Below are 12,883 nucleotides of genomic sequence, written 5' to 3' on the forward strand. Positions count from 1 at the left end.
TCGTCCCAACGGAGCTACAACCATGACCGATCCCCACAGCGACCTGATCGACCACCTTCATCTGCGCGTGGCCGACCTTGAGGCCAGTCGTCGTTTCTATCGTGCGGCGCTTGCTGCCCTCGGCCGGACGTTCACCTCGCACAGCGACAGGCATTTTGCCTGCGATCCATTGTGGGTGGACACGGCCGACGGACAGGTCTCCAGGGTCCATTTTGCATTTCGGGCTGGCGACCAGCAGGAGGTGGACCGCTTTTACGCAGCAGCCCTCGATGCGGGTGGAACAGACAATGGCGCGCCCGGCTTTCGCGACTACCATCCCGGCTATTATGCGGCCTTCGTGCTCGATCCGGACGGCAACAATATCGAAGCCGTCTTCCATCGGCGCTAGATCCTTTTCGGCACCGGGCCTCTCGTTCTCTAAAGCCGAATCTCCTCGGCTGCCCTTTGCTGGAACAAAGAGACCGGCTTGATGTTTTCGGGCAAGGAGGTGCAAATGCCGAAATTCTTCTTTCAGGTCATCGACCGTACGAGCCCGGAACCGACCGAACTTGCCCATGAGTTTCCAAGCCTCGAAGAAGCCAAGAAGGAGGCACGGCTGGCGCTTGCCGAAATGGCGTGCGAGGGCCTGCCGGAAGCGCCGCTCAACATGATCTCGGTCGAGCTTTTCGACGAAAACAGGGTTCCGATCGCCGAATTCCGGCTGCTGCTCGAGGAAATTCCCAAGATGGCGCAGGCGAGATCGGCTGACGGGGCCTGATCTGGCAGTGCCATTCGGCCGCCATTGTGACGGACAAGCCCGCTCCGCACAGGACCCGTTATCGGACAGGAGTTCCCGTGAATACAGCAAATCTTCAATTGGAAGGCATGGTGATGGCTCTTGCAGCGCTGTGCCAGGCGCTCGCCGAAAAGCAACTGCTCAGCCACGAGGCAATAGACGCGGCCCTGGCGCAGGCAAAAGACGCTGTCGAAGGCGATGACAGTCACCATCTGTCGGAGGCCAACCAGAACGCGATCCTGTTTCCGATCCACCTTCTGCGTCTTGCCAACCAGACGCACGAACGGGGCGAACGCTTCACCTTTGCCGACTATGCAGCACAGATCGGCAGGCTGACGTGATGTTTGACGGCTTCGCGCTGGATTTCGTGCAAACGCGATACGGGACGATCCGCGTCAGGCACGGGGGATCGGGTGATACGGTGCTGTTGCTGCTCCATGGTCATCCGCGCACCCACATGACATGGGGCGGCGTGGCGGACCTGCTTGCTTCCTCCGTCAGGCTCGTCTGCCCGGACCTGCCGGGTTTTGGGCGCTCCTACCTGCCTGCCGATGCACCCGACAGCCGTTTCTCGTCAAAGAAAGCCAAGGCCGAAGCGCTTGTCGACATGATGAACAGGCTTGGCCACGAACGCTTCGTGGTCGCCGGCCATGACCGCGGCAGCCTGACGGCCTTCCGGATGGCACTCGATCATCATGACGCCGTCAGCAAGCTCATCATCATCGACGGGCTGCCGGTGCTCGAACATCTGGAGCGTGCCGACTGGTGCTTTGCCAGGGATTGGTATCACTGGTTCTTCTTTGCGCAGCCGGACAAGCCGGAACGCGCCATCAACGCTGATCCACTTGCATGGTACGATCAGGTCGCTCCCGATCGCATGGGACCCGCCGCCTACCAAGATCTGGTCGCCGCCCTCAGCGACCCGGCGGTCGTCCATGGCATGATCGAGGATTATCGAGCCGGTATTCGCATCGACCACGTGCATGAGCGCCAGGACCGCGACAGTAAACGTCTGGTGGAAGCACCGACCTTATGTCTGTGGTCGCTCCGGGACGACCTTGAACAGATCTACGGAAATCCGGTTGCCATCTGGCGCCGTTGGGCACGCCACGTGCATGGGTTTGGAATCGACAGCGGCCATCATGTCGCCGAGGAAAATCCGGCAGCTTTGGCCCGCGCGATTGCCGATTTCATCGCCTGAGATCGCCGCGACGCGACGTCACGTGGCCGGTCTCAACCGGATCCCGGCCTGACGGTGTTGTCGTATCAGACAATGCTCCACTTCCCGCCGTCTTGGCCTCGCGCTTGCCTGTCCTCACCCGTCGCCTGTCTCCTTTCGCCTCGATCTTCGGACCTGCATAAGCTTCCTCAGGCCCGGATGGTTCGCGCAATCGGCACGTCCGGGTGACTGGCCGACAGCCGCGCATCGAGATCGGGGCAGCCATGCAGACAGGCGTTATGGACAGTCGTGACTTCCGCGCCATGTCCTTTTTAACCGCAGGGAGACGATATGCACGAGCAACGCATTGTCGTCCTGATCGTCGATGACGAAATCATGGTCCGCATGGCATTGTCGACAGAGCTTCAGGACGCAGGTTTTACGACGATCGAGGCGATGAATGGCGCAGACGCTCTCAGGCACCTGAACGAAGACAACGATATCGATGTCGTGGTCTCCGACATCAGGATGCCGGGAGCGATCGACGGCTTTGCTCTTTCCAGAGAAGTTGTCCGGACGTGGCCAGACAAGAAAGTCGTGCTGATGTCGGGAGATCGCCCCTTACGGCCCGGCGATTTGCCAGGGGCCGTTCGTTACATCGCAAAGCCCTATGAGATCCGCCAGCTTGTCGCTCTGATCCGGACGCTCGTCTATGGCCACTCTGATTGAAGAAGCTCTATCCTCATAGCGAAGAGGAAGGAACCAGGCCGATCGGCCTTGGCTGCTGACCAGGCTCTGGCGCAAAACCCGAAGACGACCCCTGCAGAAGATCCCTGACTTCGTTTTCCTCCCACCCGGCAGAAACGGCGGAGGCGACCAGCGCGGCGCTCTTTTCTGTCTCGCTCGCCCCGCAGGTCTCCTCGAGACGCCGGCGGGCAACATCAAGACATTGCTTCAGGTTTGTCCTGCGCGAAGCTGCGTCGGGGCAAAAGGTCGGCGATGCAACATAGGTCGTGAATGTCATGGTCAATTCTCCTGATCAGTTAATCGATGAACGCGGATTGGCGCGCACCGTTCCACGCATTTCCCTCAAGGCGCCGGCAAAGGGGAGGCGTGGGCCGTGCCAGCGGCCATGTCGATCCTATCCACCGAGCCGACGGCTGGCGAAGGCTCTCCATGACGCCCGGAACTTCGGCGGATTGCCGGCGTTAAGCGGCCAACAAATGGAGAAAGACATGAGCCAATCCAAATCACCCGCCGTCCAAGCTTATGAACTCGACAAGGCCAACAGGCAGGAGCGGGAGGCCAAGGGCGAGCTCGACCAGGCGCTGGAGGACACGTTTCCGGCCTCCGATCCGGTATCGCACTCGATCACGTCGGTGGCCGGAGCGCCGCAAAAAAGCGACGGGGCCGAGCGTGAAACCTTTGTCGAGGGCGCGCGCGGCTTCATCAAGAAGAATCCGATCGCAGCTGTCGCCATGACTGCCGCGGTGGCATGGATCCTCGGCGCCACGCGGTAAAGACCAAGCGCTGCTTCCGGCTGTTAACCGTCAGTTCACCATAAAAGGAGAGGAACGGCGGACGGCTGTATCGATTTGCGACAACAGGCGTTCCCTTCCCGACTGAACAGAAAGGTGCGGGAAATGGCAAAGGTCCTGATCGTCGAAGATGAAACACTGATCCGTTTTTCACTTGCCGACGCGTTGATCGAGGCGGGTCATGTGGTGATCGACTGTGGGAATGTGCTCGAGGCCGTGGCAGCGCTCGCCAGGCATGACGATATCGCCGCGGTCGTGACCGATGTCGACATGCCGGGGGGCTTAAGCGGCCTCGATCTCGCCGCTCTCGTCAGAAAAACCAGGCCTTCGGTCCCGCTCATCGTGACCTCTGGACGCGTGATCGACCTCTCGGCCGTCGATGGCGCCACCTTTCTTGCAAAGCCCTATGATTTTGCAGCGCTTGCTCGAAGGCTAAGCGAACGTCTTGAAAAAGTCGGCGGCAAGACAGGCTTGCGCCCCGCTCTTTCGTCGACGCGCTACCGCGCTCTTTGACGCGGCGCCGGCCCTGGCGCTGCCTATCATTCCGGAACTTGGTGCTTACCGGCCCGCATCATCTGAGGCGGCGCCAGGGAACAAGTAAAGCGCTTGAAGGTTCATCTCCGCAACCATCAAACATCGTTCATGGACCGGACGCGCGGAGACAGACCGAGTGATGACGACAGCATCCCCTTCGACCGCTTCCCTTCACGTTTCGCGGATCTACTATGTCAACCCGCTTTTGTTGTCTGGCCGGGACCGCTGGCTGGAGGTCTTCGATCACGCGGCCTTCCTCGGCTTCGACACCGTCCTGACGGCCCCGCCCTTTCGAAGGACGGCAGAGAGCCTGTTTTCAACCGTTGATTATGAGACCCTCGACCCGGCGCTCGCCATTGAGGGAGCGGCGGAAGAGGCGCTTGCCGGGCTGGCCAAAGAGGCTGAAAGCCGCGGGATCAGCTTCATGCTCGACCTTGCGATCGGCGCAGGCGTCGCAAACGACGATGCCCGCCTGCTATCCCTTGATCCGAGACGATCGCCTCTTATGCCGCTCATGGGGCCGCCCCCATCCGGCGATGTCGAGGCTTGGCAGGCGCGGCTTTTACGTCTGACTGCTGCTGGGATCAGCGGCTACCGGGCTATCGGCCTCGATAGGCTCGCGGCCGGTCAATGGCAGCAGCTGATCGCAGGAGCCAAGGCCGCAAATGCGGCAACGCGTTTTCTTGCCTATACGCCGGGTACCGACTTTGCCTTGAGAAAGGGCTTGCGCGAGTGCGGGTTCAACGCCACCTTCACCTCGCTTGCCTGGTGGGACTTGCGCGAAAGCTGGTTTATCGAGGAGTACCGGCTACAGCATGGGCTCGCACCGCAGATCGCCTTTCCCGAGGCCCCCTTTGCCAGGCGGCTTGCGCATGGCACCGAGAGCAGGGAGATCCGCGAGCGTCGCTCGCGCCGGGCGCTGCGCCTGGCGGCGGAAATCGGCGATGGCCTTCTTGTGCCGATGGGATTTGAATTCGGTGCCGGGCTGCCGCTCGATCCGACGCATGGGCACGGCGAGGGGCTGCGCAGGATAAGAGCCGAAGGCGCCTTCGATCTGACGAGCGCACTGCGTGAACTGATGGCGGTCCGTAGCAGCCAGTCGATGCAGCTCGTCAATTGCGATACCACGAGCCAGGTCAGCATCCTGTCGCAGGCCGATGCGGCTGATCTTCGCACCGCCGCTACGGTGAGACTGATCGCCGTCAACAGGGACCTTCGTCGATCCGCATTGCTTCCCGAAACGATCCTCAATCGCGCCGTCTCTCCATTCGTGCCGGTGGACCCTGGCGCTTCCGGCCAGCGCCTGGAACCGGGCGAGGTGCGCCTCATACAGACGCGGGCGTGCGCCTCCGTCACGGTAGAGCAGGGAGATCTGTCGCTTGCCGAGGCCACGAGGTCGGCGCGCATCGCCATCGAAAAGATTGCCCCGCAGGTTGATGAGGGCCGCTTCCCGGTCAAGCGCATCGTCGGCGATACCGTGGTCGTCGAAGCCGACATCTTCGCCGATGGGCACGACCTTCTGGCGGCAGCCCTTCTCCACCGTCCGCGCGGCGAGGTCGAATGGCGCCAGGAACGCATGACGCTTGCCGAAAACGATCGATGGCAGGCAAGCTTCGTGCTCGATCGGGTTGGCCGCTTCGAGTTCTGCGTCGAGGCATGGAAAAATCCCTTCGCGATCTTTCGCTACGAACTGGTCAAGAAACATGAGGCCAGGCTCGACCTGCGTCTGGAATTGATCGAAGGCGAGGCATTGATCCGCGCTGGCGCAGCCGATCCCGCCGCCGAGATGGTTGCCGAGGAGCGGGCGGAACTCGACGCACTTGTTGCCGAGCTGGAGCGCCGGGACGGCATGTCCAAGCTCGAGATCCTGCTGGCGCCGCGCACCGCCGAACTCATGGCCCGCGCCGACCGGCGACCGTTTGGAACGCGCAGCGCCGCCTATGGCGTCGAATCGGAGCGGCGCGAGGCTGGATTTGCGAGCTGGTACCAGATCTTCCCGCGTTCACAGAGCGGAGACCCCAATCGTCACGGCACGTTCGAGGATGTGATCCAACGTCTGCCGGCCATTCGCGACATGGGGTTCGACGTCCTCTATTTCCCGCCCATCCATCCGATCGGCCGCACCAACCGCAAGGGCCGCAACAATTCGCTGAGCGCGGCACCGAGCGATCCGGGCAGTCCCTATGCAATCGGCTCGGAGGCCGGTGGCCATGACGCCATTCATCCCGAGCTCGGCGAATTCGACGATTTCGAGCATCTGGTCGAGGAGGCGCGAAAGGCAGGTCTGGAAATCGCGCTCGATCTGGCGATCCAGGCCTCTCCCGATCATCCCTGGCTGAAAGAACATCCCGGCTGGTTCGACTGGCGGCCGGACGGCACCATCCGCTATGCCGAAAACCCGCCGAAGAAATACGAGGACATCGTCAATGTCGACTTTTATGCCAAGGACGCGATACCCGATCTATGGGTCGAACTGCGCGATATGGTCGAGATGTGGGTAGAAGAGGGCGTGCGGCTGTTTCGTGTCGACAATCCTCACACCAAGCCTTTTCCATTCTGGGAGTGGCTGATCGGCGACATTCGCGCGCGCCATCCCGACGTCGTTTTCCTGTCGGAGGCCTTCACGCGGCCCAAGGTCATGTACCGGCTCGCCAAGATCGGCTTTTCGCAATCCTACACGTATTTTACCTGGCGCAACGAGCGCTGGGAGCTCGAACAGTATATGAGCGAACTCACCACGAGCGAGGCGCGCGAATTCTTCCGGCCGCATTTCTTCGTCAACACCCATGACATAAACCCGGATTTCCTGCAGAACGCGCCGCGCCCGGCCTATCTCATCCGCGCAGCGCTCGCAGCCACCCTGTCTGGCCTCTGGGGCGTCTATAACGGATTCGAGCTCTGCGAGGGACGGCCTGACGCCAAGCGCAAGGAATATGCCGACAGCGAAAAATACGAGATCCGCGCCTGGGACTATGACCGCCCGGGCAATATCAAGGCGGAAATCGCCATGCTCAACCGCATCCGCCGGGACAACGCCGCCCTGCATTCCCATCTCGGGCTGACGCTTCTTCCCTCGTCGAACAGGAACGTCATGTTCTTCGAAAAAGCCGACAGCGGGCGTCACAACGTCTTGCTGATCGCCGTCAATCTCAATCCGCACGGGATCGAGGAAAGCAACGTCGAGTTTCCGCTCTGGCGGTTCGGCCTCGGCGACGGCGCGACGCTCGCCTTGGAAGACCTCGTCAGCGGCCAGAATTTCAAGCGCAGCGGAAAGTGGCAGACGATCAGGCTGGACCCGGCCTCTTTGCCATTCGCCATATGGCGGGTCAGGGCAGGAGAGGCCTGAAATGGACACAGCCTTCATCGAAGACAAGAAGACGATCGCCGAGGACCTGCTCTGGTACAAGGACGCGATCATCTACCAATTGCATATCAAGTCCTTCTACGACGCCAATGGCGACGGCATCGGCGATTTCGAAGGCCTCTACCAGAAGCTCGACCATATCGCTGCCCTTGGCGTCACCGCGATCTGGCTTCTGCCCTTCTTTCCCTCGCCGCGCCGCGACGACGGCTATGACATTGCCGACTATCGCAGCGTCAGCCCGGATTACGGAACCATCGAGGATTTCCGCAGGTTCGTCGCAGCCGCCCACGAGCGCAATATCAAGGTGATCATCGAGCTTGTCATCAACCACACATCCGACCAGCATCCCTGGTTCCAGCGCGCCCGCCAGGCCCCGGCCGGCAGCCCCGAGCGCGATTTCTACGTCTGGTCCGACAATGACCAGAAGTTCCCGGAGACCCGCATCATCTTCCTCGACACCGAAAAATCGAACTGGACCTTCGACGCCGTCGCCGGCGCCTATTACTGGCACCGCTTCTATTCTCACCAGCCCGATCTCAACTTCGACAATCCGAAGGTGATGGAGGAGCTCATCGACATCATGCGCTTCTGGCTGGAAACCGGCATTGACGGCTTCAGGCTCGATGCGATCCCCTATCTCGTCGAACGTGAGGGCACCAACAACGAAAACCTGCCGGAGACGCATGCGATCCTCAAGCAGATCCGTGCTGCCCTCGATGCCACCCATCCGGGCGTCATGCTGCTTGCCGAGGCCAATCAATGGCCGGAGGATACGCGCGAATATTTCGGTGACGGCGACGAATGCCACATGGCCTTCCACTTCCCGCTGATGCCGCGCATGTACATGGCGATTGCCAAGGAGGACCGCTTCCCGATCACCGACATCATGCGTCAGACCCCCGATATTCCCGACACCTGCCAATGGGCGATCTTCCTGAGAAATCATGACGAGCTGACGCTCGAAATGGTGACTGATGCCGAGCGTGACTATCTCTGGGAGACCTACGCCTCCGACAAGCGGGCGCGGATCAATCTCGGCATCCGCCGACGCCTGGCGCCACTGATGGAGCGCGACCGGCGGCGCATCGAACTGATGAACGGCCTGCTCCTGTCGATGCCCGGCACGCCTGTCGTCTATTACGGCGACGAGATCGGCATGGGCGACAACATCTATCTCGGCGATCGGGACGGGGTGCGCACGCCGATGCAATGGTCGCCCGACCGCAACGGCGGCTTTTCGCGGGCAGACCCGGCCCGCCTCGTCCTGCCGCCGGTCGCCGATCCGCTCTACGGTTTCGAGGCGCTCAACGTCGAGGCCCAGGTCGCCGATGCCCATTCGCTGTTGAACTGGACGCGGCGCATGCTGGCGCTGCGCGGCCGGCACAGCGCTTTCGGGCGCGGTTCGCTGCGTTTCCTGACGCCGAGCAACCGCCGCATCCTTGCTTACCTGCGCGAGCACGGCGACGAGGTCATATTGTGCGTTGCCAACCTGTCGCGCCTTCCCCAGGCCGTCGAACTCGATCTGTCGGCCTTCGAAGGCCGCATTCCGATCGAACTCACCGGCATGTCGCCCTTTCCGCCGATCGGACAGCTCACCTATCTCCTGACCCTGCCGCCCTATGGCTTCTTCTGGTTCCAGCTCAACAAGGAAGCCGACGGTCCGGCCTGGCGCACTGCGCCGCCCGAGCAGCTGGCCGACTTCGTGACGGTCGTCGTGCGGCGCAGCCTCACCGAACTCGTCGAACAGCCCCAGCATGCTTCCATGCTCAGCCGCGACGTCCTGCCGGCCTATCTGTCGAAGCGGCGCTGGTTCGGCGCCAAGGATCAGCCGCTTCAGGAAGCCCGCCTGGTATCGGCGACACCCATACCCTTTGCCGAGGGGGTCGTTCTTGGCGAGCTCGAGGCGGTCCTTCCCGACCATGTCGAAAGCTACCAGCTGCCGCTTGCCGCCGAGTGGGACGACACGCCGCCGAACGTGCTCGGCCAGCAGCTGTCGCTTGCGCGCATCAGGCAGGGGCGACGCGTCGGCTTCCTCACTGATGGTTTTGCCGTCGAGACGATGGCGCGCGGCATCCTGCGCGGCTTGCGCGACCGCTCGGTCGTCAGCGGCCGCACGGGCCAGATCGAGTTCATCGGCACCGACCAGCTCGACGGCCTGGCTCTATCCGACGATATGCCGATCCACTGGCTCTCGGCAGAGCAATCCAACAGCTCGCTGATCGTCGGCGACGCGGCGATGATCAAACTGATAAGGCACATATTCATCGGCATTCATCCCGAAGTCGAAATGACCCGCTATCTGACGCAGCACGGCTATCAGCATACTGCGCCATTGCTTGGCGAGGTGGTGCGCACCGATGGCGAAGGCCGGCGTTCGACCCTGATCATCGTCCAGGGCGCTATTCGCAACCAGGGGGATGCCTGGAACTGGATGCTGTCCAATCTCAGGCGCGTCGCCGATGAGATCGTCATGACGGAAGCCCCCGTCGAGGCAGCTGACGAGGAGCTGCGACCGCTGCTCAGTTTCGTTTCCATGGTCGGGGAGCGGCTGGGCGAACTGCATGTCCTGCTTGCCCAGCCATCAACAGACGAGGCCTTTTCGCCACGTCGGGCAGGTGCGGCAGATGTCGAAACCATTCGCAAATCCGTTACCGGCGAAATCGCCTATGCCTTCTCCAAGCTTGCCGATCTTGGCGCGGAGGTGGACGAGGGCATGGGGGCGAGGGTGACATCGCTTCTTGAACAACAGGAGGCAATCGTCGCGCAGGCAGGCACGCTTGCCGAGCAAGCCATAGGAACCTTGCTCACCCGCGCGCACGGCGATTTCCATCTCGGCCAGATCCTGGTGACGGAAGGCGACGCCGTCATCATCGATTTCGAAGGAGAACCTGCCCGCAATCTTGCCGAACGGCGGGCCAAGACCAGTCCGCTGCGCGATGCGGCCGGGCTCTTGCGTTCGCTCGATTACCTGACGGCGACCGCCATGCTCGAAAATGACGCGATCTCCGATCATCACGACACCCGCCGGCGCGAAGTCATCACCCGCTTCGGCGCGACAGCCGAAGAGGTCTTTCTCAAGGCCTATAGCGAGGCACTGTCGCTGTCTGCGGACCTGCCCAACTCGGCCGGCGACATCAGGAAGGTCCTCGACATTTTCCTGCTTGAGAAGGCGGCCTACGAGATCGCCTACGAAGCGCGCAATCGTCCCAAATGGCTGCCGATCCCGTTGAACGGTTTTGCCAATATCCTGACCCGCCTCTCGGAGAGCCGCTCATGACGACAGACTTCGCCGACATCTTCTTCGGTGTGGAGCCGGATGCGGTCCAGGCCCTCGCCGAGGGACGCCATGGCGATCCGTTTTCCATCCTCGGCCCGCATCGGTGCGCGGACGGTCGATATAGTGTCCGGCTGTTCCTGCCCGGCGCGTCCTCCGTCGAGCTCGTTGCGCGCGAGACCGGTTTGCATCTCGCGTCTGCCGAGCTCGTCCATCCGGCCGGCCTGTTTGGCGCAATCATCCCGGAGCCTTCTTCCTACGGTCTGCGGGTGCGCTGGCCCGACGCGCTCCAGCTGACCGACGACCCCTACAGGTTCGGTCCCTTGCTCGGCGACCTCGATCTTCATCTCGTCGGCGAAGGCACGCATTACAACCTGACGCGCGCGCTCGGCGCCATTCCGATGACGATCGACGATATTGCAGGCGTGCGTTTTGCCGTATGGGCGCCAAATGCGCGGCGTGTCTCCGTGGTCGGCGACTTCAACAGCTGGGATGGTCGGCGCAATCCGATGCGATTGCGGCCCCAGGCCGGTGTCTGGGAGATCTTCATCCCGCATCTGACCGTCGGCGAGCGCTACAAGTTCGAAATCCTCGATCAGCACGGCAATCTCCTGCCCCAGAAGGCCGATCCGGTGGCGAGGGCGGCCGAGCCGGCTCCTTCGACTGCCTCCGTGGTTGCCTCCACCGATCCCTTCGACTGGTCAGACGCGGCCTGGATGGAGGGGCGGCGCGCCGTCGACAAACGGGCCGAGGCGATCAGCGTCTACGAGGTGCATGCCGGCTCGTGGCTGCGCGACATGAGCGATGGCGCGCGCATGCTGAACTGGGTCGAGCTGTCGCAGCGGCTCATTCCCTATGTGCGAGACATGGGCTTCACTCATATAGAGCTCCTGCCGATCATGGAGCATCCCTTCGGCGGGTCCTGGGGCTATCAGCCACTTGGCCTGTTTGCGCCGACCGGCCGCCACGGCACGCCGGAGGATTTCGCCTATTTCGTCGACCGCTGCCATGGCGCAGGGATCGGCGTCATTCTCGACTGGGTCCCGGCGCATTTTCCGACCGACGCCTGGGGACTGGCACGGTTCGACGGAACCGCACTCTACGAGCATGAAGATCCGCGCGAAGGTTTCCACCAGGACTGGAACACGCTGATCTACAATCTCGGCCGCAACGAGGTCAAAGGCTTCCTGATCGCCAGCGCCCTGGAATGGCTCGAGCACTATCACATCGACGGACTGCGCGTGGATGCGGTCGCCTCCATGCTCTACCGCGACTATAGCCGGTCCGAGGGCCAATGGATTCCCAATCGTTACGGCGGGCGCGAAAACCTCGAGGCGATCGAGTTCTTCAAGCATCTGAACAGCATCGTGCACGAACGATTTCCGCATGCGCTGACGATAGCGGAGGAATCGACGGCCTTTCCCAACATTACCCGCTCGCCGGAGGAAGGCGGGCTCGGCTTCGACATGAAATGGAACATGGGCTGGATGCATGACACGCTCCATTACATGTCGGACGATCCCGTCTATCGCCAATATCACCATGGCTCGATGACATTCGGGATGATCTATGCCTATAGCGAGCATTTCATCCTGCCCTTTTCCCACGACGAGGTCGTTCACGGCAAAGGATCGTTGCTCGCCAAGATGCCGGGCGACGAATGGCAGAAAATGGCCAATCTGCGCGCGCTCTTCGGTTTCATGTGGGGCCATCCCGGCAAGAAGCTCCTCTTCATGGGATGCGAGATCGGCCAGAGATCGGAATGGAGCCACGACGCATCGGTAGAATGGGATCTGATCGATGATCCCGCCCATGCCGGCCTGCAACGGCTGGTGCGCGACCTCAACCGCATCTACGGCCATTTCGCCTGCCTGCACTATGGCGACAGCGAGCCCTCCGGTTTCGAGTGGGCCGTCGCCGACGACGCGCATAATTCGGTTCTTGCCATGCTGCGCTATGACCGCGAGCGCCGCCAGGCAGCCCTCGTCGTGTCGAACTTCACGCCGGTTCCCCGCCCGGATTACCGGCTCGGCGTCTCCTTTGCCGGCCATTGGCGAAAGATCCTCGATACGGACGCATCGATCTATGCAGGCACCGGCACGGGCAGCGGCGACCGCCACAGCGAAGAGATCGGCGCACACGGGCGCAACCAGTCGGTCCGTCTCGATCTGCCGGGACTGTCGACAATGATTTTTCTGCATGAGAAGACCCCCGCCGGCCAGGCACCTGGTTGACCTGG

11 protein-coding genes are annotated in these 12,883 nt (G+C 62.0%); 10 read left to right on the forward strand and 1 reads right to left on the reverse strand.

The features are described 5' to 3' along the window. The first annotated feature begins 22 nt into the window (after positions 1 to 22). The 5 genes from LVY75_33960 (at position 23) to LVY75_33980 (ending at position 2,663) form a co-directional block, all read left to right on the forward strand. The gene (locus LVY75_33960) at positions 23 to 388 is read left to right on the forward strand and encodes a VOC family protein (protein XAZ26285.1); all 366 of its coding nucleotides are present in this window, start codon (positions 23 to 25) and stop codon (positions 386 to 388) included. 105 nt (positions 389 to 493) lie between these two features. Then, on the forward strand, positions 494 to 757 hold the full coding sequence (locus LVY75_33965; protein XAZ26286.1) for a hypothetical protein: 264 nt from the start codon (positions 494 to 496) through the stop codon (positions 755 to 757). 77 nt (positions 758 to 834) lie between these two features. After that, entirely contained in the window at positions 835 to 1,116 is a 282-nt protein-coding gene (locus tag LVY75_33970) for a hypothetical protein (GenBank protein ID XAZ26287.1), read from the forward strand. After that, the gene (locus LVY75_33975) at positions 1,116 to 1,976 is read left to right on the forward strand and encodes an alpha/beta hydrolase (protein ID XAZ26288.1); all 861 of its coding nucleotides are present in this window, start codon (positions 1,116 to 1,118) and stop codon (positions 1,974 to 1,976) included. Before LVY75_33970 ends, LVY75_33975 begins: the two co-directional genes overlap by 1 nt. 309 nt (positions 1,977 to 2,285) lie before the next feature. Continuing rightward, positions 2,286 to 2,663, forward strand: a complete 378-nt coding sequence (locus LVY75_33980; GenBank protein XAZ26289.1) for a response regulator — start codon at positions 2,286 to 2,288, stop codon at positions 2,661 to 2,663. Positions 2,664 to 2,676: 13 nt separating this feature from the next. Here LVY75_33980 and LVY75_33985 read toward each other — a convergent pair whose 3' ends face one another. After that, positions 2,677 to 2,958: a hypothetical protein gene (locus tag LVY75_33985; GenBank protein XAZ26290.1), complete on the reverse strand. Its 282-nt coding sequence runs from the start codon at positions 2,956 to 2,958 to the stop codon at positions 2,677 to 2,679. 211 nt (positions 2,959 to 3,169) lie between these two features. Here LVY75_33985 and LVY75_33990 point away from each other — a divergent pair, with 211 nt between their 5' ends. The 5 genes from LVY75_33990 to glgB all read left to right on the forward strand — a co-directional run bounded on the left by LVY75_33990 (position 3,170) and on the right by glgB (position 12,878). Further along, positions 3,170 to 3,454: a hypothetical protein gene (locus tag LVY75_33990; protein XAZ26291.1), complete on the forward strand. Its 285-nt coding sequence runs from the start codon at positions 3,170 to 3,172 to the stop codon at positions 3,452 to 3,454. A gap of 123 nt (positions 3,455 to 3,577) precedes the next feature. Beyond that, entirely contained in the window at positions 3,578 to 3,985 is a 408-nt protein-coding gene (locus LVY75_33995) for a response regulator (GenBank protein ID XAZ26292.1), read from the forward strand. Positions 3,986 to 4,145: 160 nt separating this feature from the next. Then, positions 4,146 to 7,352 carry an alpha-1,4-glucan--maltose-1-phosphate maltosyltransferase gene (locus tag LVY75_34000; GenBank protein ID XAZ26293.1) on the forward strand — a complete coding sequence of 1,069 codons (3,207 nt, stop codon included), beginning with the start codon at positions 4,146 to 4,148 and terminating at the stop codon, positions 7,350 to 7,352. A 1-nt stretch (position 7,353) separates the two neighbouring features. Beyond that, a complete protein-coding gene (gene treS / locus LVY75_34005) occupies positions 7,354 to 10,647 on the forward strand; it encodes a maltose alpha-D-glucosyltransferase (GenBank protein ID XAZ26294.1) in 3,294 nt (1,097 codons plus the stop codon). Continuing rightward, positions 10,644 to 12,878, forward strand: a complete 2,235-nt coding sequence (gene glgB / locus LVY75_34010; GenBank protein ID XAZ26295.1) for a 1,4-alpha-glucan branching protein GlgB — start codon at positions 10,644 to 10,646, stop codon at positions 12,876 to 12,878. Before treS ends, glgB begins: the two co-directional genes overlap by 4 nt. Positions 12,879 to 12,883: the final 5 nt, after the last annotated feature.

Source organism: Sinorhizobium sp. B11 (assembly GCA_039725955.1).
In the GTDB taxonomy this organism is placed as follows: Bacteria; Pseudomonadota; Alphaproteobacteria; order Rhizobiales; family Rhizobiaceae; genus Rhizobium.

Bases quoted from the DNA above. Each gene is read 5' to 3' on its own strand.
- glgB (XAZ26295.1), top strand. From the start codon at position 10,644: ATGACGACAGACTTCGCCGACATCTTCTTCGGTGTGGAGCCGGATGCG.
- LVY75_33975 (XAZ26288.1), top strand. From the start codon at position 1,116: ATGTTTGACGGCTTCGCGCTGGATTTCGTGCAAACGCGATACGGGACG.
- LVY75_34000 (XAZ26293.1), top strand. From the start codon at position 4,146: ATGACGACAGCATCCCCTTCGACCGCTTCCCTTCACGTTTCGCGGATC.
- LVY75_33980 (XAZ26289.1), top strand. From the start codon at position 2,286: ATGCACGAGCAACGCATTGTCGTCCTGATCGTCGATGACGAAATCATG.
- LVY75_33960 (XAZ26285.1), top strand. From the start codon at position 23: ATGACCGATCCCCACAGCGACCTGATCGACCACCTTCATCTGCGCGTG.
- treS (XAZ26294.1), top strand. From the start codon at position 7,354: ATGGACACAGCCTTCATCGAAGACAAGAAGACGATCGCCGAGGACCTG.
- LVY75_33990 (XAZ26291.1), top strand. From the start codon at position 3,170: ATGAGCCAATCCAAATCACCCGCCGTCCAAGCTTATGAACTCGACAAG.
- LVY75_33995 (XAZ26292.1), top strand. From the start codon at position 3,578: ATGGCAAAGGTCCTGATCGTCGAAGATGAAACACTGATCCGTTTTTCA.
- LVY75_33985 (XAZ26290.1), bottom strand. From the start codon at position 2,958: ATGACATTCACGACCTATGTTGCATCGCCGACCTTTTGCCCCGACGCA.
- LVY75_33965 (XAZ26286.1), top strand. From the start codon at position 494: ATGCCGAAATTCTTCTTTCAGGTCATCGACCGTACGAGCCCGGAACCG.